Origin of the sequence: Pseudobacillus sp. 179-B 2D1 NHS (genome assembly GCF_045370945.1) — a bacterium.
Lineage (GTDB): Bacteria > Bacillota > Bacilli > Bacillales > Domibacillaceae > Pseudobacillus.
The window spans coordinates 102,576-128,140 of record NZ_JBIQDP010000002.1 but is presented as its reverse complement, the minus strand read 5'-3'; the positions used below and the strand labels follow the sequence as shown (position 1 = coordinate 128,140).

The following is a 25,565-nucleotide window of genomic DNA, read 5'->3' as shown; positions in this document are numbered from 1 at the left end:
TTTGTCTCAGAAAGGGGGAAGTAAAATGAATTTCCGCACAGATATTATCGTGGATTATATGCCATATTTCATTAAAGGCACACTGTTAACTTTAGGACTATCATTCGCTGGAATTTTAATCGGCCTCATTCTTGGTTTGCTTATCGGGTTAGGGAAGATGTCGACAAACAAACTGGTGAAATTTCCGTTCGTCTGGTATGTGAACTTTTTTCGGGGGACTCCGTTACTCGTACAAATCTTATTGATTCACTTTGGGGTCGTGCCGCTGTTCATGTCTCCGTCTAATCCGATCGTTTCTGCTATTATTGCCCTTTCGCTGAATGCGTCTGCTTACATTGCAGAAATCTTCCGCGCAGGCATTCAGTCTATTGATAAGGGACAAACGGAAGCTGCTCGGTCGCTCGGCATGAGTCATGTCCAAGCGATGAAGCTCGTTATCTTGCCACAGGCTGTCAAACGGATGATCCCGCCGCTTGGCAATGAATTTATTGTGTTATTAAAGGATTCATCGCTGGCAGCAATTATTGCTGCCCCAGAGTTAATGTATTGGGGACGTGCAGCCCAAGGACAATACATTAGGGTGTGGGAGCCGTATATCACGGTTGCAGTCATTTACCTTATATTAACTTTGTCGCTGACCTATTTAATGAACTACATTGAAAGGAGAATGAATACACAATGATCTCCGTCAAAAGCCTTAAAAAGTCATTTGGTGACAATGAAGTATTGAAAGATATCTCCCTCGAAGTGAAGCCGCAGGAAGTAGTGGTGGTTATCGGTCCGTCCGGTTCCGGAAAATCAACCTTTATCCGCTGCTTGAATTTACTTGAGTCGGTTACTGGCGGTCATGTATATGTAACTGGAAAAGATTTAACTGATAAGAAAACAAATATTAATGAAATTCGCAAAGATGTCGGCATGGTGTTCCAGCACTTTAACTTATTTCCTCATAAAACCATTCTTGAAAACATAACACTTGCTCCAATCAACGTAAGAGGAATGAAGAAGAAGGAGGCTGAAGAAAAAGCAATCGCTCTTCTGAAAAAGGTGGGGCTTGCAGACAAAGCCAATGCTTATCCCGATTCTCTATCCGGCGGCCAAAAGCAGCGGGTGGCGATTGCCCGTGCGTTGGCAATGGAGCCGAAGGTCATGTTATTTGATGAACCAACGTCTGCCCTTGACCCCGAAATGGTCGGTGAAGTGCTTGAAGTAATGAAGCAGCTGGCCAAAGACGGAATGACGATGATTGTAGTTACACACGAAATGGGATTTGCAAGAGAAGTCGGCGATCGAGTCATTTTTATGGATAACGGCTATATCATTGAAGAGAATGAACCGGTGGAATTGTTTTCTAATCCACAGCATGAGCGTACAAAAGCATTTTTAAGTAAAGTACTGTGAGTAAAAAAGAGCATTCTGTGCATACAGAATGCTCTTTTTTACTCCTTGTTTTTAGCTTCTAGAAAAATCAGATGAGATAAGGAGGAAAAGGGTAAGAGCAAGCCAATTATTATAGAGAGAGGAGATTTAAAGTTTTCATGTAATCAGATTGATTGAAAGGAGGATATGGTTTGCTGCTTGAAGACATTTTGAAGGAATTTGAAGAATGTCCCTTTCTTCACCATTTAGGCTTAGAAATTGTGCGATTTGAAGAAGGGAATGTCCAAATTAAGCTGAGTATGAAAGACTATTTGCTGAATACGAACCATACTTTGCACGGCGGTGTATATGCCTCTATTCTTGACTTTATCCAAAGCATGCATTTACGTTCGGTAACGAAGACGCGGTGTGTGACCACGAGTTCAACGGTCCATTTTGTTGCTCCAGTAACGGGCGGAGAGATTCTCGCTGAAGCGGAGGTCATTTCCAAAGGACACAAAATGGCATTCGTTGAAGGAACCATGAAAGATAGGGAAGGAAAGCTGATAGCTAAGGGAACGGGAACATTTAAGTTGATTCAGCCTGCAAGTCTAGATAAGGGGGAGAGGGCATGACGGGAAGGTTTAAAGGAAGAACAGCCTTTGTAACAGGCGGAAGCCGGGGAATTGGTAAAGAAATCGTTAAGCGATTTGCAGAGGAAGGAGCCAACGTAGCTATTATTGATGTGAATGAACAGGCCGTCGTAGAAACGGAAAAAGAGCTTGCAGAAAAAGGATTTCCCATTTATACAAAAATAGCGAGCGTGACAGAGCAGGAGCAAATAGAGCAGGCAATGAAGGAAGTTTATGGGGCATTTGGCGCCATTGATATTCTAGTTAATAATGCAGGGGTCCTTCGGGATAATTTATTATTTAAAATGACAGATGATGATTGGCTGACCGTTATGGATGTCCATTTAAAAGGAGCTTTCTACGCATGCCGTGCCGCCCAAAAGTACATGGTAAAGCAACAATATGGAAGGGTCATCAACATTTCCTCAACATCTGCTCTTGGCAACCGTGGACAGGCAAACTATGCAACAGCTAAAGCTGGAATCCAGGGCTTAACCAAAACATTAGCTATTGAGCTTGGCCCATTCGGCGTTACAGTGAATGCTGTAGCTCCAGGATTTATTGAAACAGATATGACAAAAGCAACAGCTGAAAGAATTGGTGTCCCATTTGCGGAATTAGCGAAAGCAAAGGCCAATGAAATTCCCGTTGGGAGGATTGGAAGGCCAGAAGACATTGCTCAGGCAGTCGCCTTTTTTGCTGACGAGCGTTCCTCCTTTATTAATGGACAAGTTCTTTATGTAGCGGGCGGTCCTGAAAATTGACAGGAGGTGGAGCTGTGCTGCGTCACAGTATTGGCAAGAAATCAGGAAAAATAAAAAACGATGTGGAAAGAGGGGCAGTCAGGAAGTTTGCCGAAGCAATTAACGACCCTCACCCTCTCTATACAAATGAAGAAGTGGGAAAACAGTCAAGATACAAAGAAAACCTGGCGCCTCCCACCTTTCCTGTTACATTTAATTATGGGACCATTGCTGATTTTCAATTGCCGGATAAGGGACTTATTCATGGAGAACAAACCTTTTGCTATGAACGGCCGCTTCTTGTTGGAGAAACGGTGTATTGTTGGATGGAAGTGAAAAACTATGTAGAAAAAGCAGGAAATAATCAAAGGTTGGGCTTTTTATTTTTAACTAAATATGGAGAAGATGCTGTGGGGAATCCTCTTTTTACCGCTAAGCAAATTATCATTCTTAATGAGTCGGTCAGAAAGGGGATGCTTCCTTGAAAAGATTAACTGATTACTCAGTAGGTGAACTGCTGGCAGATGTGCAGCTTTCACCTGTCACAAGGATGGACCTCATCCAATATTCCGGTGCTTCAGGAGATTTTAATCCGATTCATACTATCGACAAAGAGGCAGAGAAAGCAGGTCTGCCGGGCATTATCGCTCACGGCATGTGGACAATGGGAAATCTGTCAAAGATATTTACCCCTTATTATGAGGAAGGATTTATTCAGGAGTATTCTATTCGATTCAAAGAAATGGTGAGGCTGGACGATATCTTGACATTGCGAGCAAAGGTAGCGAAAAAGTCTGAAAGTAGGCGATTTTTTGATACGGTAGCTGTTAATCAAAATCAAAAAGAAGTGATTAAAGGACAGGTTATTTTTCGCTTGTATCATGAGTAGGAAAAAATGATTAAATAACTAATAAGCAGCCGCTTTGTTAAGAAGAGCGGCTGCTTATTTATGGATTGTTTGGCTGCCGGATATTTTGTCCGTAAAAGATTTCATCCATCTCAATCTTTAATTTCTCCGTAATTTCCTGCACTTGCTGAGGGGAAAGTTCGTCAGGTGAGTGGCCAAACAAATAGTTGTCTAAGTCAAAATCTCTTAGTTTGCATTTTGTATGAAAAATGTTTTGCTGATAGACATTGACATCGATCATATCGTATTGCTGTTTGACTTCCTCTGGAATGTAATTTTGAATGGAATTGATATCATGGTCAATGAATAGCTTGTGACCATTTTTATCACGTGTAAATCCGCGTACCCGATAATCAATAGTCATGATATCGGTATCAAAGGAATGAATTAAATAATTGAGCGCTTTAAGCGGTGAGATTTCTCCACAGGTGGACACATCAATATCTGCACGGAACGTGCTAATCCCTTCATATGGATGAAACTCAGGATAAGTGTGAACAGTAATATGGCTTTTATCAAGATGCATTGCAACCGAATCGGGCAGCGGGCCGGGGGATTCATCCAGGGATTCAGCCGGCACTTCAACGACTGGTCCTTCAGAAACAAGTAAAGTGACGCTCGCTCCTTGCGGGACATAATCCTGTTTGGCAATATTGAGAACATGAGCCCCAATCATATTAGCTACTGTTTTTAAAATATTTGTCAAGCGTTCCGCGTTATATTGCTCATCGATATATTCAATGTAAGCATCCCGTTCTTCCTGGGTAGTCGTATAGCAAATATCATACATATTAAAGCTTAGTGTTTTTGTTAAGTTGTTAAAGCCGTGTAATTCAACGCGCTGCTCGGGTGTGAGGGACATAAGTGTAAGCTCCTTACCTATTAATAATCAATGCTAAACCGCCTAATCGGCAATTAAAGTGTACTCTCGTCCTCATTAAATTACCCTTTTTCATGTAAATAAAACAGTATTTTTCCTAAAGCCAATTGACGAGACTGTTCTTTAGGTAGAGGGACAATTTTTTTGTTTGCCTAATAGCTTAGCAAAGCGGTCAAGTTATCCCTCAGACCGGTCCTCCTCTTTCGTTGTTTTCGCCTGTTCGCTATCTTCAGCATTTTTTTCAGTCTCGAAATGAGGAGGATAAACAGCGCCAATATGTAGCTTTCCATTTAACTCTCTAATGCCTAACTGACCTAAGTTGTTTGTTTGTTCATACTTATCCAAAAAAACTCGATCAATAGAAAATTCCTGAAAAACAATAGGCTGTACAGCGGACATTGATGAATAATATTTTTGAAAGAGGGATAATTGATCTTCCAACGCCTGTATTTTACTTTGCAGGTGGGGGATTGTTATGTTTTCTAGTTCAACCAATCGCTGTTGTGTCTGTTTTAGCTGCTCGGTTAATAAAAGGTTATTCTCCAACTGTTTCTCTTTCACCTTTGCAGCAATAAGCTTTTCCCAGCTATTAGGTAGAGAGTGGGATATGATAATAGGGTCGTTTGTGCGCTGTTTGATTTTTTGCACTTGGCTTGTGACATGTTGTATTTTCTGATCAAGTTTTTGGATCATATTTAAGAGTTCATCAGATATATTTGTCACATAAAATCCCCACGCTTTTTTTGTAGTAAATTATCTCATAAAGGAGCAATTGTTAAAAAGAGCTATTCGATAAAAATTCTTTCTTGTTTGATCCGAGTACGAAAGTAGCTTAAAAACAGCAGGCCGTTGTGAAATCTGGCAGAAATATTTTTGCCTTCAACTGGTTCGGGGAGCTGAAGGGTTCTCTTAAACTCACCCTGGTAACGTTCGGTTATAGCCGGCTTCATATCAAAGGCAGGGGAGGAGGTTCCTTCAATGGTTAAAGTGTTCCCTGAAACGAGCAGACGTACTTCTTCTTGTGTGAAGCCCGGCAGTTCAATGACTAATATGACCCTCGATTCATCAATAAACATATCGACAGGCGGAAATTTTTGCGTAGGGTCAACAGGTTCTCTACTCATTATTTCTGCCTTAGAGGGATCCAAGACAGAATTCCAAAACTCTCCGGTTTGATAATTCTGGGCAAACTCCATCCATTGTTTAAATTTTTCGAAGTCCAAAGTATCCTTCCTCCTTGTTTCTTATTGAGGAATAGTAAATGATCAGTAGGATTGGTCAATCCAAATGACGGACATCTATCTCTGTATATTGAAAGTCAACTTCTTTAGGAAGCATAATTTGTAAAATCCCGTCTTTGTAATTAGCGGCTGCACCTTTTTTCTTTACGATAGCTGGGAGGATAATTACTTTTTTGTTATGGGGTGCAGGCAAGCCCTCCAGAATTGTCTGATTAGATGTATGGAAAATTTTTAAATGATCAAAAATAGAAGGATCAGGAATAGAGATCTTCACATAGACCGCCTCATGAGTTTCAAAAACAGCCTCCCGAAGTGAAGGTGCTTCTGCACTTGAAGAAGAGCGATACGAATAGTTATCCTCATCTTTTCTAAAGTCCTGCATTTTTTCATTCGTTTGCCATGATGACGGTAAAGAAGATGATAAAACGTTTTGCACATACTTTTCAACGTCTTTCTCATTTAAATGATTGAGCCATTTTTGCCATTCATTCATTGCAGGAAAGGGGGATTGAAAAGGAAACATAACAGCGCTCCTTTCTTTTGGTTAAAACTGATTAGCCACTGGCATAGATGGATTAGCAATTTGGTCTTGATCGCTTAGGTCGCTATCGAGCACTCCATTGCCCATACAGGAAGAAGAAGGTGAAAAATCACCTAGTGAAATATTACCGCCAACAAATTTAGTATTCGCTGTGTGGCTGTTATGAACAGTACCGCCGACATCAATGTTTCCGTTCTGTGTCACTCCGTTTGTTTTAATGTTAAAAATATTGATTACAAAGGGCATCAATTTTCCTCCTTTGTGAGTCTACTAATCACTATATGAGAAGGGAATAAAAGAGGAACAGAAAAGAAAATACAGAATACTTACACCGAAATATGACAAACACTCCCTTTTTGTTGCTACTCGTTCTCTTATTCTCGACAGACTTCGCGCTTCGAAAAATCAATAAACCAAATCTATTACATTTGAGAGGAATTGACGTTAGCTGGGTTTGCGATATCTCCCATATCGTTTACATCGGGATCGATAAACACATTTTCCATAGTGGATTCTGTAGGAGAAATATCACCAAAGGATGCATTGGATCCTTGGGATTTTGTATTGGCTGTGTGGGCGTTATGAAGAGCATCTCCAATATTGATTGATCCGTTGTTGGAAACGTTATTAATTTTTAAGCTGTAAATATTAATAATAGAGGGCATAACAACTCCTCCTATTTTTAAATTTTACTTATCTTATGCATCAGCAAGACAGAGTATGATAAACAGCCGCCTCATAAAGAAGGCCAAGCAGGAAAAATAGACGATAGAATAAAGCAATTGTTCGCTCGACCTGACAGCTTTAACAAAACGAAAAAAGCACACTCCATTCGGAGCATGCTTTTCTCGTCCCTGTGACAGGGAGTTGCACGCGGAAAATTTTATCCGTTGAACAGTCTTTAAAATTTGTTCATCCCGACGAGAAGACTCATCGCCAGATCAACTTACATTTACCGATGCAGTTTGTTCATCCGGTGAAGGTATTTGTAAACAATCGTTTACTATTCTCTTCGGTGGATTCCCATTAACCTGCATTCCACTTGCACTTTTGCAAAAAACTACACTTACTGATTGAACGCTTACCGGTGGAACCTAAATATATCGGTTCCTGACGAGTGTGCCTTTCGTCAGCAAAGCAAATTTTCCGCCAAGGCTGTGCAATTCATCCTGTGAAGTCGCTTGTAAACGCATGTTTACCAGTCCCTTCTTTCGGTAGTTCCGCCTTGTGGTTTTTATTTACCCGTCCTGTTTCTTAATAAACCTATTTTTTTGAAAAATAAATTTTTTGCGGATTTTAGTCATTTTTTGAGGAACGAATTTTGTTTTATTTTTACTGAAAAACGGTAATTATAGAATAAGAGGAGCAAACAGCCATCACATGAATAATGGATTATAAAATATTTCAACATCATATAAAGGTGGGATTCAACATGAAAATCAAAGTAAAAAGTTGGAGAATGTTAACCGCTCAAGATAAGATGTCAATATTAAAAGCTATTAGCCAACGGCCAAGGGTTAAAAAAGGAGCATAAATTACAGGCAGTATCAGGGGCATAAGAGCCTCATTTTTTTTGTCTTTTTATAAGAAATGTTGTATTAGCTGCGTATTTCGTGTATATTTTGATTAACGATTGGTTAATCATTAATAAATTGAAAGTAATTATTGAGGTGAAAAAAGAAAGTGGACAAATTTATCTCCCACAGAGAGGCGCTAAAGGAGTATGATAGTAGACAGTATCGTACTCCAGATGGTTATACGAGCGATATTGTTATTTTTACGATTAAACAAGATGAGAAAGCAGAATTTTCCGGTTCCCTTCATCTTCTCCTTATTAAGAGAGCTTTGCAAAATAGTGAAGGACGGCCTAATATTGAAGGCGGAAAGTGGGCGCTGCCTGGAGGCTTCGTAGCGCCGAATGAAACAGCCCTTGACGCAGCGATGCGAGAACTGGAAGAAGAAACAGGTCTGAACGGCATCTATTTGAAACATTATGCCGTGTATGACAAGGAAGGTCGTGATCCGAGGGGTTGGATGATTTCTAATGCTTATTATGCTGCCGTTCCGGAATATTTGTTAGAGGGGAGAAAAGCCGGTGATGATGCGATGGACGTCCAGTTATTTAATGTCCAAGAAGCGCTTAATTTACCGCTTGCTTTTGACCATAAACTCATTATTAAAGACGCCTTGGAGAAAATTCAATTAGAGATGTTGCAAACGACATTGGCGAAAGAATTTCTTCCAGCGGAATTTACCTTATCTGAGCTTCGGCACATCATTCTATGTGTATCGGGAGATCTCGTCGAAGAAGTAGTTAAATCAGAACCATTTTTTTGGCGAAAAGCACCCAAGTTTCCATTTATCGAGAAAGTGCTGAACGAAGATGGCAGTCCAAAAACGACACAGAGAAATTCTAAATTTAAAACTACACTTTATCGTTTTAATGAATATAATCCAATTAAGAGCATTTATAAGTGAAAAACATCACATAAGGAGGAATGAGGAAGGATGGGCAAAAAAGCACTAATCAATGTGGATTATACGATTGATTTTGTGAACGGAGCACTGCCAGTTGGCCAGCCGGGGATGGATATTGAAGAGGCAATTGTCTCGCTGACAGAACAATTTTTGGCAAATGAAGATTTTGTTGTGCTGGCAATTGATGTACATAAAAAGGATGACCCCTATCATCCAGAAACGAAACTGTTTCCGCCCCACAACATCGAAGGAACAGAAGGGCGAGAGCTATATGGACGACTGGAAGCTGTCTATCAGGAAAATAAGAATACGGAACAGCTTTATTATATGGACAAAACCCGCTATTCGGCTTTTGCAGGAACCGACTTGGATATTAAACTCCGGGAACGAGGAATTACTGAGATTCACTTAGTAGGTGTATGTACAGATATTTGTGTGTTGCATACAGCAGTTGATGCCTACAATAAAGGTTATTCTATTGTTGTTCACCAAAATGCAGTTGCAAGCTTCAATCAGACGGGCCACGAATGGGCATTGCGTCATTTTCAAGATTGTTTAGCGGCAAAAGTGATTTAATTGTGGAGGGAACGAGCAGACATGAACAAACATTTTGAAGATGACAGCATGGCCTTGCATACAGATTTGTATCAAATTAATATGGTAGAAACCTATTGGCATGATGGCATTCACAATAAAAAAGCCGTGTTTGAATTATACTTTAGAAAGCTTCCTTTTGGTAATGGATATGCCATTTTTGCAGGTTTGGAAAGAATTATAGAGTATTTGAAGAACTTTAGCTTTTCGGAAAGTGACATTGCCTACTTGCGGGATGAGTTGGGGTATGCAGAAGACTTTCTTGCCTACTTAAAAGAAATGACTTTTACGGGCACATTAAAAGCGATGCGTGAAGGAGAGATGGTTTTTGGCAACGAGCCGATCTTAAGATTGGAAGCTCCACTCGCAGAAGCGCAAATTATCGAAACGGCTTTATTGAATATTGTTAACTATCAAACGTTAATCGCCACGAAAGCTTCCCGTATTAAACAAGTGGTTGGCGAGGAATTAGCGATGGAATTTGGAAGCCGGAGAGCTCATGAACTAGACGCTGCTATTTGGGGAACGAGAGCGGCTTACATTGGTGGATTCGACGGAACTAGTAACGTAAGAGCTGGCAAGCTATTCGGCATTCCTGTTTCCGGTACGCACGCGCATTCACTCGTTCAGACATATAAAGATGAATATACAGCTTTTCATAAATATGCAGAGCGTCATAAAGACTGTGTTTTTCTAGTTGATACTTATGACACGCTTAGATCAGGGGTTCCGACGGCAATTAAGGTAGCGCAAGAACTGGGGGACCAAATTAATTTTGCCGGCATTCGACTGGATAGCGGGGATTTAGCTTATTTGTCTAAAAAAGCGAGAAAGATGCTGGATGATGCTGGGTTTTACGATACAAAAATTATTGCCTCAAATGATTTAGATGAGTATACGATCATGAATTTAAAAGCACAAGGCGCAAAAATTGACAGCTGGGGAGTCGGTACAAAACTAATTACTGCGTTTGATCAAGCAGCTTTAGGGGCTGTATATAAGCTGGTATCCATCGAAAACGAGGAAGGCGTAATGGAGGACACAATTAAGATTTCAGGCAATCCTGAAAAGGTAACGACGCCTGGCTTAAAACGCCTGTATCGAATTATCAATAAGCAAAACGGCAAGTCAGAAGGCGATTATTTAGCTATGGAGTATGAAAATCCATCAGAGGAAGACCATTTAAAAATGTTTCATCCGGTGCATACATTTATCAGTAAATTTGTTACTAATTTTGAAGCTCGGGAACTACATGAATGCATTTTTCAAAAGGGCCAATTAGTTTACGTTCAGCCGGATGTCCAAGAAATACGGGAGTTCGCCAGAGAAAATCTCCAATTGTTATGGAAAGAGCATAAACGATCCCTTAACCCTGAAGAATATCCTGTCGATTTAAGCCAAGCTTGTTGGGATAATAAAATGAAAAATATTGCTGAAGTACGAGAAAAAGTAAAAGCGATGAATCATAGAACTGTTTAAATAATGACAGGGCCTTGGTAGCCTGTTTAGTGAAGAAATGGAGCAAACGAAGAGTTCCGAAAAATTAGACGCAGCACTTATACAGTGCTGCTTTTTCTGTTAAATTGACTAGTTGTCATTTTTACTAAGTGGAAAACACTGTCAAAATTCTCATTTTATTATAAAATGGAAGAGAAAGAGATGATAGAAACGTATGATTAATTAAGGGAGCGTAATAAGATGGCAGAAAAGTTTAAAAATATGGAAACAGCGATCATCCATGCAGGCTATGATGCGAAAGAACATTTAGGCAGTCTCACTCCCCCTATTTTTCAAACCTCTACTTTTACATTTGACAGCGCCGAACAGGGGGAGCAGCGCTTTGCGGGAGAAGAAGAGGGATTTATTTATTCCAGACTTGGCAATCCCACAGTAAGGGCTTTGGAGGAAAGAATAGCAGAACTTGAAGAAGCGGAAGCAGGGCTTGCCTTTGGTTCGGGAATGGCAGCAGTATCTGCTGTACTAATGGCTTTGACTAAGAGTGGCGATCACATCTTATGCTCACAGGGCGTTTATGGATGTACATTCGGTTTTCTTGAGTTGATGAAGGAAAAATATCAAATCACTCATGACTTTTGCGGGATGGAAACGGAAGAACAAATGGAGCAGCTGATTCGTGAAGAAACGGCTTGTATTTACGTAGAAACCCCCATTAACCCAACCATGAAATTAATTGACCTAGAGCTCGTTTCAAAGGTTGCCAAAAAGTATGGCATTCCGGTAGTGGTCGATAATACCTTTTCCTCTCCGTATCTGCAGCAGCCTTTACAAGCGGGGTGTGACATTGTTCTGCATAGTGCCACAAAATATATTGGTGGGCATGGAGATGTCATTGCTGGGCTTGCAGCCGGAAAAAAAGAGTTGATCCAAACGATTGCCAGAACGACATTGAAAGACGTAGGAGGAGTGATTTCACCTTTCGATGCCTGGTTGTTATTGCGAGGAATGAAAACGCTTCCGGTTCGCATGGATCGTCACTGTGAGAATGCGGAGTATATTGTCGAACAGTTAAAAGAACATCCTATCGTGAAAAAAGTATTTTATCCAGGTGATCAAGCAGGCGGAGACTATCACATTATGCAAAAACAGATGAGAAAGGGCGGAGGGTTAATTTCCTTTGAAATTAACGGCAGCAAACAACAGGCTCAGCAGTTACTTAATCATCTGTCATTTATTAAAATCGCAGTAAGTCTAGGTGACGCAGAAACATTGATTCAGCATCCAGCAACTATGACACATTCGGGTATCCCGGAACAAACGAGAAGGGAAATGGGGATTTCTGACCAGCTCATCCGCCTGTCTGTTGGTTTGGAAGCGAAGCAAGACATTTGGGAAGATTTACAGAAAGCACTTGACCAGCTCAAAGAAGCAGCAGAAATGGCTCAGTCTTCCTGAATATGACCAGGCTTTAAGAAACGAGGAGAGGTTGAGGACGGGAAGAGAACGGCAGCATAAGAAAAGTAAAAGGACAGCTTGACAAAGATAAAGCCTCACCCGCTAAAAAATAAGGAGTGAGGCTTTACCGATTACACTGCTTCAAATTCGGTGTCATGGCATTCCGGACAAGGAGGAAGGCGGTCTTTATCCTCGTCGAGCGTCAGGACCTGTCCGCATTTTTCGCATTTATACTCACCTTTTCCGGGTGTTTCTCCTGTGTGTGGCATACAAGCACCTCCTAAATAAATCGTTGCTTTGTGTATACCCGGATAATGAAGGATGAAACAATATAGACCAGCGTTGCTTCTTTTGTGACAGTTAACGTTTACCATGTGAAGCGATGACTTTATTTCTTCCGGCTTGCTTGGCTTCATAGAGGCATTGATCAGCTAAATGGATCAGTTCATTAGGGACAACCGCATCGTCCGGAAAGAGGGCTACTCCTGCAGAGAGAGTAAGGGGCTTGCCGGTAGGGCTGTTTGTTTCTGCTAAAGAGCTTCGCAATTTTTCCGCTATGTGCTTAGCTAATTTAAGATCCGCATTTGGCAGAATAATTAAAAACTCTTCTCCTCCATAGCGGCAGCAAATATCTTCTTCGCGAACTGTTCTTTTGATGAAATCGGCAAGAAAGACAAGCGCTTCATCGCCAACCATATGACCGTATACATCATTGACGACTTTAAAATGGTCAATGTCTAAAAGAATAATAGAAAAAGGAGTTTTATTTGCAGCCAATTGGACAAGATGTTCATTCATAGCTCTGCGATTATATAATCCGGTTAACGGATCCGTCGATGACTGCTGTTGGAAGTCACTGACTCTTTCATGAAGAACGTGGAAGCCACTCAATAATGCCTTTTTTAACTGAATCGCTTCATAATACCAAGCGTGAATTTTTTTGATATCTTGTGGTTGGCGGCTGTCCGAACAATTTTCTGCCAGGTAAGCAAGCTGCTGTAAAGGACGAGTTATCTTGATTAGGATCCACCAAATAATAACCAGAGAAATAAGAATAGGCGGTAGAGATGTGAGAAGCATCCGTTGTATCATCTTATTTGAAGGAGATAGAACAGCAGAAGAAGGGCGTTGTGATACCACTCCCCACTCAGCCACAGGGATGGTTGCATAGCCGGCTATCATATCTTTTCCTTGTGTATTAGTCACCCGCTGAGCCCCGCTTTGTCCGTTCATTAATTTTTGAACGACAGGGTTTTTAGAGACCATGTCGTTGATCCGGTCCGGAGATTGGTGATAAATAACCCGGCCATCGCCGTCCACCACGTAAACATAGGAGCCATCATGATAAAAGTGTTCACCAAGCAATTGATTGAGAATGCTTCTTTCTTTTAAATAAATTGTCCCGCCCACGAAACCAAGATACTCTTCACTTTCACTAAAAATAGGATAAGAAATCATAATAATTAAACGCCCGGTAATTGAGATAAATGGCTTGGAAATGAGTGGTTTCTTTTCTTTTAGCGCCTGCACAGCGCCCGATGCGCTGAATAATTTGTCTTTCAGGTTAAGGTGTTCTGGCGAGACAGCTAAAATCTTACCGGTTTGATCCACTACGGCAACAGAATTGAACATATCTGACTGGCTTTTCAGACGATTGACTTCATTTAAAAGGGCTTCCTCATTTCCCTTCATGGAAGGGGCAACCGTTTGAGCACTATTCTGTAAAACTTGCAAGGTGGATTTTAAATAATCCTCTGTTGTTCGCGCCAGCTTTTCAGCGTACACGCGATTAGTTTCCAAAGCATTCTTCACGAGCGTTTCTCTTTCGAGACGATAACCTGAATACAGACTGACAGAAAGAGTAAACAATACAGAGGCAAGAGTAACAAATAAAATTAAATGTTTGAAAGATACTTTCATAAAAATAGTTCCTTCTTTTTATAGTAAAATGCCTTGTTTTTGATGTCTAAAATAACTATAATAATGGATTACTTTTACCTTGCCAAGAGGAACTTTCTTAAAATGGGAAAATAGTCAAACAACCCCACTTTTTGTTACGAACTCTGTCGGTTATGATAAAGAAGTGAAAATTTAAAAAAAGAGGAGTAAAAAGATGGAGATTGTTATATGGTCAGATTTTGTTTGTCCATTTTGTTATATCGGTAAGCGTCGCTTGGAAGAAGCATTAGATAAGTTTCCATACAGGGAACGGGTAAACGTCCGGTTTAAAAGTTATGAGCTTACCCCCCATGCACCGAAAGAACCTTCCAAAGTCATTCATGAAATACTTGCTGAAAAATATGGAATGAGTATTGAGCAGGCAAAGGCGGCTAATGTTAGTATTGGTGAACAAGCAAAAGCAGCCGGTTTGCTATTTAATTTTGAAAATATGAAGCCGGTGAATACGCTGGATGCCCATCGCCTAGCTAAATTTGCTGCAGAAAGAGGCAAGGGAGCAGAGATAACAGAGAGACTATTGAAGGCTTATTTTACTGATTCATTGCCTATAAGTGATGGCAATGTATTAGCGGAAATTGCCAGTGAAGTGGGGTTGAACCGAGAAGAAGTGACTTTGTTCCTGAAGGGAAATTGTTTAACCGAGGAAGTAAGAGCTGATGAAGAAGAAGCACGCACACTTGGTGTGCAGGGTGTCCCATTTTTTGTGTTTAATAGCAAATATGCAGTTTCCGGTGCACAGCCGGTTGAAGTGTTTGCATCTGTTTTGCAGAAGGCATGGGAAGAAGAGCTTGAAGAAAAGCTTAGGCCGCAACAATCATCCGAAGTCATTGAAAAGGGAACGGTTTGCACAGAGGAAGGCTGTGAGGTAACAGGGAGTACTAAAAACGCACAGTCAAACAAATGAATGGAATAAAAAGAAGGGATGAAAGAAGAGCATGTGAAACCTTAATGGGTGACATGCTCTTTTTATCAGGCCAATTATGTATATTTACAACATTGTATAAGGATTCAGCATTTTTCAGTAAGATACTAAGAAAGAGTGTGTGCTATAAGCGGATGGGACAGGTGGCATAGCGATAAGTAAAGAGAAGATTTCTTTCCTTCCATCGACATTTGTAATGATCATGGTGGTAATTACGCGATGGGTATGGCTATTAAGTGAGCGGCAAGGATGGCTGACGTACTCGGAGATCACTGTTCGCCAAGAGCTGATACAACTATTCTTTCTTCAACCAGGCGAGCTGCCATCATTGTCAGCGTTGGTTCATATTGTTCTTCGACGAATAGAGAGCACGCTTCTTGGAATTGTGACTACAATGATTGAATGATCCTTATTTGTCTTTATTTTAAGAAAGAGAAAAATAAGAAAAGTAATAGCAGAGGGTCCGGCAGCGAATTCATACAGGGCTGAATAATTGTCTTGTTTATAATGTTCCAGGGCAAGAAATGGATTCTAACTCATATACTGTGGTGTAAAAAGTAAAAATGAGGAGGAACCAAACATGCGCGTCTTAGTATTAGGATCCGGACTAATGGGCAAAGAAGCCGCGAGAGACTTGGTGCATTGTAAAGAGGTGGCCGAAGTTACGCTGGCTGATTACGATATCCAAAAAGCAAAGCAGACATGTGAAATCTTACAATCTTCAAAGTTAACTGAAGCTTTCGTGGATGCCTCTAATAAAAGCCAGCTTATTCATTTAATGAAAAAGCATGATGTTGTTATTAACGCGCTTTTCTATTCGTTTAACGTATCTGTAGCAGAGGCAGCCATTGCAGCCGGTGTGCACTCAGTTGATTTAGGTGGTCACATTGGCCAGGCAACGGAACGGGTGTTGGAAATGTCAGAAGAAGCGAAGACAGCTGGTATTACACTTATTCCTGATCTTGGTGTGGCTCCAGGAATGATTAACATTTTATCAGGATACGGTGTGAGTAAACTTGATAAGACTGAATCGATCAAGCTGTATGTAGGAGGCATTCCGCTGCGGCCGGAACCACCCCTTGAATATAATCACGTATTTTCAATGGAGGGGGTATTTGATCATTATACGGATGCTTCTTTTATCATTAGGAATGGGAAGAAACAAGAAATTCCTTCTTTGTCAGAAGTGGAAACCGTTTATTTTGATAAGTTCGGTCCTTTAGAAGCATTTCATACTGCAGGGGGAACGTCGACGCTTTCCTATTCCTATCCGACCCTTGACTGTCTGGAATATAAAACGATACGTTATCCAGGGCATGCAGAAAAATTCAAATTACTTGTTGATTTGAATTTGACACGTTCAGATTACGCCGTAAATGTGAATGGTACGCAAATCAAACCACGTGATGTGTTATTGAAAGCTCTCGATCCAATTGTAAATTTGAGAGATAAAGAAGATGTGGTATTGTTAAGAGTCGAAACAAAAGGGATAAAAGGAGACCATAAGACCAGCTGTACGTATGAAATGATCACATACAAGGATACTGTTAACAATGTAACCGCCATGGCGAGAGCAACGGCCAATACAATTTCCGTTGTTGCTCAAATGATTGGAAATGGAACGATTAATAAACCGGGTGTCTATCCTCCAGAGCAAATTGTTCCTGGTGGCAAGTACATGGAGGAAATGGCAAAGCGTGGCGTTATCATTAAAGAAATGATCGAAAGACAAGAGTCATCCATACAATCGTCATGAGGAAAGAAGCTGTCATGAAGCCAACTAAATAGTCGGTTTTACGACAGCTTTTTCACTAATCTTTATTTTAAAGTAGGATACTTACGCTGTTTTTCTCCTTCGACAATCTTAACTCCGACATGTATGCTTTCAAGCGATTGTTCTGTTAATGGAATCGAGCCTTGCTGCTGCACTCTCTTCCATGCTTGCACATTTTTTCTGTATAAAACTTCCGATAAGCGCAGTACGTCTGCATCAGCCTCCAGCCCTGTCTTGAAGGTGTTCCTTATCTCCAGTGCCATCACTTTTGCTGCCTCGCGTTCCAGCTCTGCAAGGTTTGCAAGCTGATCTAATTCCCTGAGGTCTCCCTTCGCTTTCACTTTTATTGTGAAGCGAATACCTTCCTTCCTGACAATAGGCTTTATATGCACATCCAAGTGATTAATTAAAATGCTCGTATGCTTATATTTTCCTTTTCTTATTCGTAAGTCTTCTCGATTCAAATCTTTATTGACCCACTTTAGTCCTGCTGATTTTTCCAGTGGCAAAACTTTTTTTAAGGAATTTGCTGTGACGATAGCGGTTCCTTCTAACTGAATAGATTTTCGCTTCCCGCTATCTGTTCGCCAGTTATTTTCGTTTGTGCCGACTAATGGAATGATCGCTTCATGTGGAGGTTCATTTAAAAATATGAGCAGTTCCCTCATATCTACCGGTTTTAATATGGAACGTTGATCGTAGGAGGCGTATGGATCAACCAGCCTGGAAAGAGCCGTAGAGAGCTGCATGACAGGCACTGTGGTTAATAATTTGTCAAGCGGCTCTCTTGTTGCGTACATCCACATCCGATACCGGGTTTCACGATACCTGTCAAATAAGTCCACTGCATGACTTACGGCTTGCGCTCGCAGGGCTTCTTCTGTGAAAATAATGGCGGCTAAATGCCCCCAGAAAACACGGCGCTGGGAAGATTCATACAAATTAAATATCGCTTGATCTATTGTTTTGCCTGATGCCTTTCCAACCTCTACTTTTGTTTCATCACTGCCTGACCCGGACTCTTGTTTAGCGAGTATCCCTAAATTAAGAAGCTGCAGGTAAATGGTATAATAGCCATCTTTATAATCAATCCCTATGGCATGGGCATAAACCATGCGATCAGGCTCATAGGAATCCCAGCATCCTGTTAGCAAAAGAAGGAGCAGGGCCGACAATCCGGTGTACGAAAATCGTCTCATTTTTTTCTTCATCGCCGCCCATCCTTTTTAGTAGCATCGATGGGATCAAGCATGCTTGCTCGCTTATCGTCTTTTTGTGCAGGCAAACGCATCATCGCTTTAAGAATATTCTTCCAGCTTAAGCGGGTCGCGAGCTCTAAATAAGGGACACCAAAGGTGCGAATTCGTGCTGCGTAAATACCAATGAGGAAGATTGCAGCAAAGAAACCGAAAAAACCAAATAGCGCCACGAGAATAATAACGAAAAAGCGAAGAAGCGAGATAACCCCGATAAATGACTGATTAACAAGCGTAGTCATGGCCACAAAGGAACCGGCGATAACGACAAGCATAGAGGGGCTCGTTAAGCCGGCGCGAATGGCTGCATCCCCAATAATTAAGCCGCCAACAACGCTCAGTGTTTGTCCGATGGCAAGCGGCATTCTTAAGCCAGCTTCCCGGAACAGCTCAAATAACAGCATCATTAAAATGGCTTCCAACGCTGTTGGAAAGGGAACGCCGCTTCGAGATTCCACCACTGTTGCCAGCAGGGTTAAAGGAAGTTGGTTTTGATGGAAGGAAGTGAGCGCCACCCAGAAGCCGGGAAGAAAGGTTGCGATTGATATGCCTGCCACTCTTAGTAAGCGTTCAAATGAATTAAAGGCATAGGGATATTCCATATCTTCTGCGCTTTTCAGCAAAAAGAATAAATTGACGGGAGTAATATATGCGTAGGCTACACCATCAATTAAGATGATAAACCGGCCTTGCAATAAGGATTGAACAGCAAAATCTGGTCTTCCAGTATAAGAGTGGCGTGGGAAAAAGGCGTAAGGGTCATCATTCATTAATTCTCCCAGCTGTGTGCCGCTTACTAATGCATCAATGTCGATCTTCTCTATCTGCTGTCTAATTTGTTCCAAAGTCGCCTTATCGGATATATCGTCCATATACAAAACTAAAACTTTTGTCTTTGATCTTCTTCCGACTTCAAACGACTCGCTTGCCAATGAAACCGTTCTTAGCCTCTTTCTGATCAATGCGTGATTGATTGTAATATCCTCAATGAAATTATCCCGCGGACCTTTAATGCTGACTTCTGTATTTGTTTCTTCGGGTTTTCGCTGCGGCCGATCAGCAATATCTATGGAAACAACCAGCTTGTCGGCAGGAAAAACAATGAGAAGCATGCCGGAAAAAATATCCTCTGCCGCTTTTTCTTTTTCCGTTACTATTTGCAGGGAAGGGACATGCAACGAGTGAATGTTCTCTTTTGTTGCCCCGTTATGGACTGCAAAAAATTTTTCTAGCCTTTTTGGGATCGTTGATTTAAGAAGATCAGCATGGACTAATCCGCTGCAATAGACAAGCGTAATGGGATCGTCATTAAAAGCTAATTCTGTAAATTGAACGTCTTTATTTTTTTGGAACAAATCTTTTAAAGAGCTTACCGTAAGCGAAGAGTGTTGAGCTGACGGCGTTCGCTCCTTCTTTTTCTGTTTCACTAATTCTTCAACGTTTTTCAGTCGAATTTTCTTTGTTTTCATTTGTAGACCCCCGTTTTTTACTTCCGAAAAAAATGGCGAGTAAGACGAACAAAACAGTAAACGCGGAGAAAAACCAGAAACTGGCCGGCAAAGCAATAAAAATGAGCCATTTGGAAAAGGTGAAATCAGTTATCGGGATTAGAACCAGCCCTGTCACAGCAAGAGCGATGAATAGGAGCGTTATATTTTTCTTTTTTTCTGATTCTAGAGGAAGAATTTCTTTCATTAAAATAAAAATAAGTGATATTCGGATAAATGAACCGGACATCCATTGATAGATAGATAAAAAATCGACGTGTTCAATAAATGTACCAAGCGACACAAGTCCCCATTCTTCATAGGCTGGAAAGCGCTGTTTAGCCGCCTCGACCGGACCGAATTCTATGATCGCCCCGATGAGTGGCCCGGTCGTAAGCACGGTTAAAATAATGATAATGGCTGCATAGTGACGAAAACGGAGCGGGGCATTTATTTTGTGTTGCAGCAGCAAAAAGATAAAAATTTCAGCAAGCCCTGATGCTTGGAAAATGAGGCTTTTCATTATCGGATCATAGCCATGTTCCAATATCGGCAGCAATAAAGAGTAATTTTTATGTTGAATATTTGCAATGGCGACAAAGAAGCCAAAAATGACAATGAAAAACAATAGAAATATATTGAGGATATTTAATGTTCTTAAATTGGTTGTGGCCATTACCCAGCAAACGAAGCTACATAGCACAATGAGAAAAAAAGCGGGTGTTTCAGGCAAAAACATAATGTTTGCCCATGTAATCGTTTCCCGCGCAGTAACAGCTGCCATTAAAACCAAGTAACCGATAAAGATAATGGCAAGGACTACAGTCGCTTTATTGCCGATTTTTGTTCCTAGCCATTTAAATAAAGGCTGCTTATCCGTTCTTTTTTGTATGTATAAAAAAAGTGGGATCCAAATAAAAGCAAGGACCATTGTAATCACTACAGCAATCCATGCATCGCGGCCTGCTGTTTGAACTAAAGGGGAAATAGCAAATACATGGTTCTTTAAACCGATCGCCGTCATCGCCAGTAAAATAAGTTGAAAAGGAGTAATGGAATCGGCTTTGTACATAGGACCACCTTTATTTCCGTATATTAGTTGACCTCTAGGCTAGTTTTTCTTTTCTTCCCTTTTTTATACTAAGGCTCTGTTAAAGATGAATATTGTTTTTTCCATCGTTGATTGCAACGGAAGGCAGCGACTCCAGCGGGAAAAGAGCGTCCTGGTGAGAGCCCGCAAGCGCGCATGCGACGAGGAGGGTCACAGACTGCCCGCGGAAAGCGTCCGCCTGCAGTGAAAATCAACACGCAAGTATAACAGAGCCTGTACTAAAAAAGCTCTGCACCGTATTTTAGTAAAATACGGTGCAGAGCTGTTCTGTTAATTTCCGTCCATTTTTGTATCTTCCTTATCAATACCTGGATCTTCTTCTCTTTCATCTTCCTCAGAATTGCCATCATTTTCGGCATTTTTTTCAGTGGAACCACCTTGATTATCTTCATCTTCCTCAACTTTATCCGTCGGCTCCTCCATTACTGGTTTTTCTTCTTCTGATTCATTGCCGCTGCATGCTCCCAGAAGCATGACAGTAAGGAAGGGTCCAGCTGCTAGTTTTACCCACTTTGACTGCATATTTTCTCTCCTTTCTAGCGAAGTTCATTGCTTTCTCTTTTCCCTGATTGTCTAAAAATATTCTTCGTTTTTTTAGGAAGTGTGTTTTTACGAAATTATCTGAAAAAAATCCCTTGTTAATAAACAAAAATTGTGATAATTTATATTCTATTATGAAGCATAAGCTTCACCGAAAACAAAAATGTTGTTTACGCTTCAATTTAGGGAGAAGTGGACATGGAAATATTAGCTAAAGTAAAAGAAAGATATGCTTCCTTGTCAAAAGGTCAGCAAAAGGTAGGGAAATACGTTCTTGATTTTCCTGAAAAAATTGCTTTATTGTCTGCGAGTGAAGTGGGCAAACAAATTGCTGTCAGCGAAACAACAGTTATTCGTTTTTGTTATTCGCTCGAGTTACAGGGCTATGCTCATCTGCAATCCATTATTCGCGAATACCTTATTCAGCATAAAAGCAGCTTAAACCGCTATTATTCTTCCAAGATGGAAATGGCTCAGGAGCCTCATTTCTTCGCTCAAGTGATGGAAAAGGATGCGGAGAACATCCAAAGAGCTATTGATACTATTAAGGAAGAAGACGTTCAGCTGGCTGTTAGCAGGATAATGGAAGCAGGCAAGCTTTTTTTGACAGGAATGAGAACCTCCTTTGCTCCCGCTCAATGGCTTGCTTTTACATTGGGCCTTGTACGGGATGAGGTGAAGTTAGTGCAGCCTGGGATTGATGACCTTGTAACTGTCCTACAAAGTATGAATGAACATTCGGTTTTTATTGCCATCACTTTTCATAGATATGTGAAGGAGACGGTTCAAATAGCAGAGAAGGCAAAGGAACGGGGAGCGTTTGTTATAAGCTTGACCGATTCTGGACTAGCACCGATCACTGAATTCAGCGACCTAACTTTTGCTATAGGAAGCCAGGAGCGATCGACTCTGGATGTTTTTCCTCCGCTGTTTTCCTTGCTTAATGCCATAATGGCAAGCTTGTATGTTCAATACCCAGAGGAAGTAAAGGAGCGACAGCGAAAATATGAACAGGTAAATGCCGATCATCTATTTTATTATTGATCGATCATTAATTACTTAAAATAGAAAAAACTGAATATTCATTGTTTTGTATCGGTAGAAAGGAAGTTTTTTATGAAAAAGCAGCTTGAACAACTAAAACCAGCTATACGGCAATTATATGATTATTTGCATTCTCATCCGGAAATTAGCTGGCAGGAAGTCAACACAACCGCTTTTTTAACCAATTATTTAACAAATGAAGGGTTCACGGTAAGAACGTTTGATGACTGTCCAGGTCTCATTGTAGAAATGGGCCAAGGGAAACCGGCAGTTGGACTACGCTGTGATATTGATGCTCTCTGGCAGGAAGTCAACGGCCGATTTCAAGCCAATCATTCGTGTGGCCATGATGCCCACATGACAATGGCTGTTGGTGCCTTATTATTACTGAAAAAAATAAATTATTACTTTCCTGGACGATTAGTCGTTATCTTTCAACCAGCTGAGGAAAAAGGAACCGGAGCCTTAAAAATGATAGAGAAGGGACTTATTGATGGCTTGGATTTTCTTTACGGTGTTCATCTGCGGCCCATTCAAGAGTTATCCTTTGGACAGGCTTCTCCGGGAATTCGGCATGGAGCAGCCAAGTTTATTGCTGGGGAAATTATTGGAGAAGATGCTCATGGTGCCAGGCCACATCTCGGAAAGAATGCCATTGAGATCGGTTCCTCGCTCATTCAAGCCATGCAGCAAATCCATATGGATCCGTCTATTCCTTATTCAGTGAAAATGACGAAATTTCAAAGTGGCGGTGAATCGAGTAATATTATTCCAGGAAAAGCGACCTTTTCAATTGATGTTCGCGCACAGACTAACGAAGTGATGGCAGCACTGACAGAGAAAATTGTTCAGGCATGCAAAGGAATAGAAGTTGTTCACGGAGCGTCTATTCATTTAGAAACAAAAGCCGAAACGGCAGCGGCTATCGTTTCAGAAGAAGCCTCTAATATAATGGAGAATGCGATCAGCAGAGTGCTGGGGGAAAAAAATGTCGTCCCGCCTATCGTGACAACTGGAGGAGAGGATTTTCATTTTTACACAGTGAAGCGGCCGGAAGTAAAGGCAGCGATGCTCGGATTAGGCTGTGATTTAAGCCCGGGTCTGCATCATCCTGAAATGACTTTTCAGATAGACGCTCTTTATCCAGGAATTGAGATATTGGCTGAAACAATTATACAAACGTTTGAACGGATGAAAGGGTGAAGAAACGTGCAAGATTACCATATTCGGTTATTTAATGATCGAACAGACTTTGAAAAAATGCAGCAGCTGGAAAGAGACACGTGGAATATGGAGCCGATTCCGATCCATCAAACGCTCACCGCCCATAAAAATGGCGGTTTGTTAGTAGGTGCTTTTCAAGAAGAACGATTAATTGGCTTTAGTTACAGCTTTGCTGGTTTTTCAAATGGCTCTTCTTACTTATGTTCGCATATGCTTGGCATCCATCCTGATTATCAAAAGCAAGGAATTGGTGAAGCGTTGAAAAACGCCCAAAAACAAGAGGCTTCTCGTCTTGGATATGAGCAGGTAACATGGACGTTCGATCCGCTCGAAAGCGTAAACGCTTATTTAAATTTAACGAAGCTTAAAGCTGTTTGTTCCACATATGAAGTGAATTGTTACGGTAAAATGGAGGATGGATTAAATGCCGGTCTTCCAACGGATCGATTGAAGGTGGATTGGTGGATTCAAAGTGATTACGTGAACACCTCCTTTACTTTTACAGAAGAAAAGGCAAAAGTTTTCGCAGAATATGAAAGAACAACAGAAGGATGGCCGAAAATGTCCCTCCATCATCCTGATTATTTAGAAAGAGAAGAGGCATTGCTCGTCCCGATTCCTCGAAAATTTCAAGAGATTAAAAGCCAATCATTTGATTTAGCTTTGGATTGGAGAATGAATACACGGAAAGTTTTTCTACAACTATTCGCTAACGGATATACAGCTGTAAAACTCATTCAACGTCCGCAAGAACTGGTGAACTATTATCTATTCATAAAGAATATTCAATTTGCAGGAAAGGAAGAGGAAAAATGAAATTAACAGAAATTATTTTACGTCATTTACAGATGGAAATGAAATTTCCTTTTACTACTAGCTTCGGAACCATCGAAAACAAAGAATTTATTCTCGTAGAGGTAAAAGATGAAGAGGGAGTATCCGGCTGGGGAGAATCTGTTGCTTTTGTCTCTCCTTCTTATAATGAAGAAACGCTAAAAACAAACTGGCATATGATAGAAGATTTCTTGATTCCTTTATTAAAAGGCAAAGAAATTTCTCATCCCGATGAAATTTCAGAGATATTTGAGCCGATCAGAAAAAATAACATGGCGAAATCGGCCATTGAAGGAGCGGTGTGGGATTTGCACGCTAAACGGGAAGGAATCCCGCTTTATGAGGCTCTAGGAGGAGACAATACAACGATTGATGTGGGGATTAGCATCGGTATTCAAGATACGGTGAATGATCTTTTAGCTATTATTAAAGAGCATGTTGAAGAGGGCTATAAACGAATCAAAGTGAAAATTAAGCCGGGCTGGGATGTTGATGTCATCAGAGAGATCCGTCGCTCTTTCCCAGATATCCAACTTATGGCTGATGCCAATTCAGCTTATCGTCTCGAGGACCTGCCAGAATTGAAGAAGCTAGACGAATTCAATTTAACAATGATTGAACAGCCGCTTGCATCGGATGATATCATTGACCATGCGGTTATTCAAAAAGAATTAAAAACACCGATTTGTCTGGATGAAAGCATTCATTCCTATGAAGATGCCAGAAAAGCTTTGCAGCTCGGCAGCTGTAAAATTATCAATATTAAAATTGGCCGTGTCGGTGGATTGACGGAATCTAAACGGATTCATGATTTATGCAAGGAGAACAATATTCCTGTTTGGTGCGGAGGAATGATTGAAGCGGGTGTAGGACGAGCGCATAATGTGGCATTAACTACCTTAAGTAATTTTACACTCCCGGGTGATACGGCTGCTTCTTCCCGTTATTGGGAGAAGGATATTGTCACACCAGAAGTAACAGTGCACGATGGGGTTATTCAAGTTCCGAACAAGCCAGGAATCGGCTATGATATTGATCTCGAAGCGGTGAAGCAATTTACATTGAAAGAAAAAGCCTATTCACTGTAATTTGGCGAGTATGACATTTAAGAAAACCTGGCATCAAC

Annotated in this window: 29 protein-coding genes; 17 read left to right on the top strand and 12 right to left on the bottom strand. The window is 40.9% G+C overall.

Annotated features, from left to right (window positions below; all coding sequences use genetic code 11):
• Positions 1 to 25: 25 nt before the first annotated feature.
• The 6 genes from ACH0BF_RS02990 to ACH0BF_RS02965 all read left to right on the top strand — a co-directional run bounded on the left by ACH0BF_RS02990 (position 26) and on the right by ACH0BF_RS02965 (position 3,623).
• On the top strand, positions 26 to 682 hold the full coding sequence (locus tag ACH0BF_RS02990) for an amino acid ABC transporter permease (protein WP_406908823.1): 657 nt from the start codon (positions 26 to 28) through the stop codon (positions 680 to 682).
• Entirely contained in the window at positions 679 to 1,401 is a 723-nt protein-coding gene (locus tag ACH0BF_RS02985; RefSeq protein WP_120036791.1) for an amino acid ABC transporter ATP-binding protein, read from the top strand. Before ACH0BF_RS02990 ends, ACH0BF_RS02985 begins: the two co-directional genes overlap by 4 nt.
• Positions 1,402 to 1,571: 170 nt before the next feature.
• Positions 1,572 to 1,994, top strand: coding sequence for a PaaI family thioesterase (locus ACH0BF_RS02980; protein ID WP_340855059.1), 423 nt, complete (start codon positions 1,572 to 1,574; stop codon positions 1,992 to 1,994).
• A complete protein-coding gene (fabG, locus tag ACH0BF_RS02975; RefSeq protein WP_340855057.1) occupies positions 1,991 to 2,755 on the top strand; it encodes a 3-oxoacyl-ACP reductase FabG in 765 nt (254 codons plus the stop codon). Before ACH0BF_RS02980 ends, fabG begins: the two co-directional genes overlap by 4 nt.
• A 14-nt stretch (positions 2,756 to 2,769) precedes the next feature.
• Positions 2,770 to 3,219: a MaoC family dehydratase N-terminal domain-containing protein gene (locus tag ACH0BF_RS02970; RefSeq protein WP_340855053.1), complete on the top strand. Its 450-nt coding sequence runs from the start codon at positions 2,770 to 2,772 to the stop codon at positions 3,217 to 3,219.
• On the top strand, positions 3,216 to 3,623 hold the full coding sequence (locus ACH0BF_RS02965; RefSeq protein WP_340855050.1) for a MaoC/PaaZ C-terminal domain-containing protein: 408 nt from the start codon (positions 3,216 to 3,218) through the stop codon (positions 3,621 to 3,623). The genes ACH0BF_RS02970 and ACH0BF_RS02965 overlap by 4 nt, the downstream gene beginning before the upstream one ends.
• A gap of 58 nt (positions 3,624 to 3,681) precedes the next feature.
• Here ACH0BF_RS02965 and speD read toward each other — a convergent pair whose 3' ends face one another.
• The 6 genes from speD to ACH0BF_RS02935 form a co-directional block, all read right to left on the bottom strand.
• Entirely contained in the window at positions 3,682 to 4,503 is an 822-nt protein-coding gene (gene speD / locus ACH0BF_RS02960) for an adenosylmethionine decarboxylase (protein ID WP_120036802.1), read from the bottom strand.
• A gap of 195 nt (positions 4,504 to 4,698) precedes the next feature.
• Entirely contained in the window at positions 4,699 to 5,244 is a 546-nt protein-coding gene (locus ACH0BF_RS02955) for a hypothetical protein (RefSeq protein ID WP_340855047.1), read from the bottom strand.
• A gap of 62 nt (positions 5,245 to 5,306) precedes the next feature.
• On the bottom strand, positions 5,307 to 5,744 hold the full coding sequence (locus ACH0BF_RS02950) for an Hsp20/alpha crystallin family protein (RefSeq protein ID WP_406908821.1): 438 nt from the start codon (positions 5,742 to 5,744) through the stop codon (positions 5,307 to 5,309).
• Between the two features lie 55 nt (positions 5,745 to 5,799).
• Positions 5,800 to 6,285, bottom strand: coding sequence for an Hsp20/alpha crystallin family protein (locus ACH0BF_RS02945; RefSeq protein WP_340855042.1), 486 nt, complete (start codon positions 6,283 to 6,285; stop codon positions 5,800 to 5,802).
• 21 nt (positions 6,286 to 6,306) lie between these two features.
• The gene (locus ACH0BF_RS02940; protein ID WP_340855038.1) at positions 6,307 to 6,549 is read right to left on the bottom strand and encodes a spore germination protein; all 243 of its coding nucleotides are present in this window, start codon (positions 6,547 to 6,549) and stop codon (positions 6,307 to 6,309) included.
• A gap of 176 nt (positions 6,550 to 6,725) precedes the next feature.
• Complete coding sequence (locus ACH0BF_RS02935) at positions 6,726 to 6,968, bottom strand: spore germination protein (RefSeq protein ID WP_340855036.1); 243 nt, start codon at positions 6,966 to 6,968, stop codon at positions 6,726 to 6,728.
• A 1,018-nt stretch (positions 6,969 to 7,986) separates the two neighbouring features.
• On the opposite strand from ACH0BF_RS02935, the gene ACH0BF_RS02930 reads away from it, so the two are divergent.
• The 4 genes from ACH0BF_RS02930 to megL all read left to right on the top strand — a co-directional run bounded on the left by ACH0BF_RS02930 (position 7,987) and on the right by megL (position 12,288).
• Positions 7,987 to 8,781, top strand: a complete 795-nt coding sequence (locus tag ACH0BF_RS02930; RefSeq protein WP_259455723.1) for an NUDIX domain-containing protein — start codon at positions 7,987 to 7,989, stop codon at positions 8,779 to 8,781.
• A gap of 30 nt (positions 8,782 to 8,811) precedes the next feature.
• Positions 8,812 to 9,357 (top strand): cysteine hydrolase family protein, encoded by a 546-nt coding sequence (locus ACH0BF_RS02925; protein WP_340855032.1) that lies wholly within the window; start codon positions 8,812 to 8,814, stop codon positions 9,355 to 9,357.
• A 21-nt stretch (positions 9,358 to 9,378) separates the two neighbouring features.
• A complete protein-coding gene (locus ACH0BF_RS02920; RefSeq protein ID WP_340855029.1) occupies positions 9,379 to 10,854 on the top strand; it encodes a nicotinate phosphoribosyltransferase in 1,476 nt (491 codons plus the stop codon).
• A 219-nt stretch (positions 10,855 to 11,073) separates the two neighbouring features.
• Complete coding sequence (gene megL, locus ACH0BF_RS02915; protein WP_120036812.1) at positions 11,074 to 12,288, top strand: methionine gamma-lyase; 1,215 nt, start codon at positions 11,074 to 11,076, stop codon at positions 12,286 to 12,288.
• Positions 12,289 to 12,419: 131 nt separating this feature from the next.
• Here the strand turns inward: megL and ACH0BF_RS02910 are convergent, their stop codons facing one another.
• Together ACH0BF_RS02910 and ACH0BF_RS02905 are read right to left on the bottom strand one after the other, a co-directional pair.
• Entirely contained in the window at positions 12,420 to 12,557 is a 138-nt protein-coding gene (locus tag ACH0BF_RS02910; RefSeq protein ID WP_120036814.1) for a zinc ribbon-containing protein, read from the bottom strand.
• A gap of 91 nt (positions 12,558 to 12,648) precedes the next feature.
• Positions 12,649 to 14,208, bottom strand: coding sequence for a sensor domain-containing diguanylate cyclase (locus ACH0BF_RS02905; RefSeq protein WP_406908819.1), 1,560 nt, complete (start codon positions 14,206 to 14,208; stop codon positions 12,649 to 12,651).
• Positions 14,209 to 14,401: 193 nt separating this feature from the next.
• Here ACH0BF_RS02905 and ACH0BF_RS02900 point away from each other — a divergent pair, with 193 nt between their 5' ends.
• From ACH0BF_RS02900 to ACH0BF_RS02890, 3 genes are all read left to right on the top strand, one after another.
• Complete coding sequence (locus ACH0BF_RS02900; RefSeq protein WP_120036818.1) at positions 14,402 to 15,151, top strand: DsbA family oxidoreductase; 750 nt, start codon at positions 14,402 to 14,404, stop codon at positions 15,149 to 15,151.
• Between the two features lie 220 nt (positions 15,152 to 15,371).
• Positions 15,372 to 15,575 (top strand): hypothetical protein, encoded by a 204-nt coding sequence (locus tag ACH0BF_RS02895; protein ID WP_142927243.1) that lies wholly within the window; start codon positions 15,372 to 15,374, stop codon positions 15,573 to 15,575.
• Positions 15,576 to 15,749: 174 nt separating this feature from the next.
• On the top strand, positions 15,750 to 16,925 hold the full coding sequence (locus ACH0BF_RS02890) for a saccharopine dehydrogenase family protein (RefSeq protein ID WP_340855017.1): 1,176 nt from the start codon (positions 15,750 to 15,752) through the stop codon (positions 16,923 to 16,925).
• Between the two features lie 62 nt (positions 16,926 to 16,987).
• Here ACH0BF_RS02890 and ACH0BF_RS02885 read toward each other — a convergent pair whose 3' ends face one another.
• The 4 genes from ACH0BF_RS02885 to ACH0BF_RS02870 form a co-directional block, all read right to left on the bottom strand.
• Positions 16,988 to 18,154 (bottom strand): Ger(x)C family spore germination protein, encoded by a 1,167-nt coding sequence (locus tag ACH0BF_RS02885; protein ID WP_340855013.1) that lies wholly within the window; start codon positions 18,152 to 18,154, stop codon positions 16,988 to 16,990.
• Positions 18,151 to 19,668, bottom strand: a complete 1,518-nt coding sequence (locus tag ACH0BF_RS02880) for a spore germination protein (RefSeq protein ID WP_340855011.1) — start codon at positions 19,666 to 19,668, stop codon at positions 18,151 to 18,153. Before ACH0BF_RS02880 ends, ACH0BF_RS02885 begins: the two co-directional genes overlap by 4 nt.
• Entirely contained in the window at positions 19,634 to 20,758 is a 1,125-nt protein-coding gene (locus tag ACH0BF_RS02875) for a GerAB/ArcD/ProY family transporter (RefSeq protein ID WP_340855009.1), read from the bottom strand. The genes ACH0BF_RS02880 and ACH0BF_RS02875 overlap by 35 nt, the downstream gene beginning before the upstream one ends.
• Before the next feature lie 309 nt (positions 20,759 to 21,067).
• On the bottom strand, positions 21,068 to 21,319 hold the full coding sequence (locus ACH0BF_RS02870) for a hypothetical protein (RefSeq protein ID WP_340855007.1): 252 nt from the start codon (positions 21,317 to 21,319) through the stop codon (positions 21,068 to 21,070).
• Positions 21,320 to 21,535: 216 nt separating this feature from the next.
• Here ACH0BF_RS02870 and ACH0BF_RS02865 point away from each other — a divergent pair, with 216 nt between their 5' ends.
• The 4 genes from ACH0BF_RS02865 (at position 21,536) to menC (ending at position 25,527) form a co-directional block, all read left to right on the top strand.
• Complete coding sequence (locus ACH0BF_RS02865) at positions 21,536 to 22,381, top strand: MurR/RpiR family transcriptional regulator (protein ID WP_340855004.1); 846 nt, start codon at positions 21,536 to 21,538, stop codon at positions 22,379 to 22,381.
• Positions 22,382 to 22,453: 72 nt separating this feature from the next.
• Positions 22,454 to 23,584: a M20 peptidase aminoacylase family protein gene (locus ACH0BF_RS02860; protein ID WP_340855001.1), complete on the top strand. Its 1,131-nt coding sequence runs from the start codon at positions 22,454 to 22,456 to the stop codon at positions 23,582 to 23,584.
• 6 nt (positions 23,585 to 23,590) lie between these two features.
• Positions 23,591 to 24,421 carry a GNAT family N-acetyltransferase gene (locus tag ACH0BF_RS02855; protein ID WP_340854998.1) on the top strand — a complete coding sequence of 277 codons (831 nt, stop codon included), beginning with the start codon at positions 23,591 to 23,593 and terminating at the stop codon, positions 24,419 to 24,421.
• Complete coding sequence (gene menC, locus ACH0BF_RS02850; protein ID WP_340854996.1) at positions 24,418 to 25,527, top strand: o-succinylbenzoate synthase; 1,110 nt, start codon at positions 24,418 to 24,420, stop codon at positions 25,525 to 25,527. The genes ACH0BF_RS02855 and menC overlap by 4 nt, the downstream gene beginning before the upstream one ends.
• Positions 25,528 to 25,565: the final 38 nt, after the last annotated feature.

Excerpts from the sequence above, each read along its gene's own strand:
- ACH0BF_RS02905 (WP_406908819.1), bottom strand. The coding sequence starts at position 14,208 with ATGAAAGTATCTTTCAAACATTTAATTTTATTTGTTACTCTTGCCTCT.
- ACH0BF_RS02945 (WP_340855042.1), bottom strand. The coding sequence starts at position 6,285 with ATGTTTCCTTTTCAATCCCCCTTTCCTGCAATGAATGAATGGCAAAAA.
- ACH0BF_RS02865 (WP_340855004.1), top strand. The coding sequence starts at position 21,536 with ATGGAAATATTAGCTAAAGTAAAAGAAAGATATGCTTCCTTGTCAAAA.
- speD (WP_120036802.1), bottom strand. The coding sequence starts at position 4,503 with ATGTCCCTCACACCCGAGCAGCGCGTTGAATTACACGGCTTTAACAAC.
- fabG (WP_340855057.1), top strand. The coding sequence starts at position 1,991 with ATGACGGGAAGGTTTAAAGGAAGAACAGCCTTTGTAACAGGCGGAAGC.
- ACH0BF_RS02885 (WP_340855013.1), bottom strand. The coding sequence starts at position 18,154 with ATGAAGAAAAAAATGAGACGATTTTCGTACACCGGATTGTCGGCCCTG.
- menC (WP_340854996.1), top strand. The coding sequence starts at position 24,418 with ATGAAATTAACAGAAATTATTTTACGTCATTTACAGATGGAAATGAAA.
- ACH0BF_RS02910 (WP_120036814.1), bottom strand. The coding sequence starts at position 12,557 with ATGCCACACACAGGAGAAACACCCGGAAAAGGTGAGTATAAATGCGAA.
- ACH0BF_RS02880 (WP_340855011.1), bottom strand. The coding sequence starts at position 19,668 with ATGAAAACAAAGAAAATTCGACTGAAAAACGTTGAAGAATTAGTGAAA.
- ACH0BF_RS02870 (WP_340855007.1), bottom strand. The coding sequence starts at position 21,319 with ATGCAGTCAAAGTGGGTAAAACTAGCAGCTGGACCCTTCCTTACTGTC.
- ACH0BF_RS02895 (WP_142927243.1), top strand. The coding sequence starts at position 15,372 with ATGGTGGTAATTACGCGATGGGTATGGCTATTAAGTGAGCGGCAAGGA.
- ACH0BF_RS02900 (WP_120036818.1), top strand. The coding sequence starts at position 14,402 with ATGGAGATTGTTATATGGTCAGATTTTGTTTGTCCATTTTGTTATATC.
- ACH0BF_RS02875 (WP_340855009.1), bottom strand. The coding sequence starts at position 20,758 with ATGTACAAAGCCGATTCCATTACTCCTTTTCAACTTATTTTACTGGCG.
- ACH0BF_RS02920 (WP_340855029.1), top strand. The coding sequence starts at position 9,379 with ATGAACAAACATTTTGAAGATGACAGCATGGCCTTGCATACAGATTTG.
- ACH0BF_RS02990 (WP_406908823.1), top strand. The coding sequence starts at position 26 with ATGAATTTCCGCACAGATATTATCGTGGATTATATGCCATATTTCATT.
- ACH0BF_RS02940 (WP_340855038.1), bottom strand. The coding sequence starts at position 6,549 with ATGCCCTTTGTAATCAATATTTTTAACATTAAAACAAACGGAGTGACA.
- ACH0BF_RS02935 (WP_340855036.1), bottom strand. The coding sequence starts at position 6,968 with ATGCCCTCTATTATTAATATTTACAGCTTAAAAATTAATAACGTTTCC.
- ACH0BF_RS02925 (WP_340855032.1), top strand. The coding sequence starts at position 8,812 with ATGGGCAAAAAAGCACTAATCAATGTGGATTATACGATTGATTTTGTG.
- ACH0BF_RS02890 (WP_340855017.1), top strand. The coding sequence starts at position 15,750 with ATGCGCGTCTTAGTATTAGGATCCGGACTAATGGGCAAAGAAGCCGCG.
- ACH0BF_RS02985 (WP_120036791.1), top strand. The coding sequence starts at position 679 with ATGATCTCCGTCAAAAGCCTTAAAAAGTCATTTGGTGACAATGAAGTA.
- megL (WP_120036812.1), top strand. The coding sequence starts at position 11,074 with ATGGCAGAAAAGTTTAAAAATATGGAAACAGCGATCATCCATGCAGGC.
- ACH0BF_RS02860 (WP_340855001.1), top strand. The coding sequence starts at position 22,454 with ATGAAAAAGCAGCTTGAACAACTAAAACCAGCTATACGGCAATTATAT.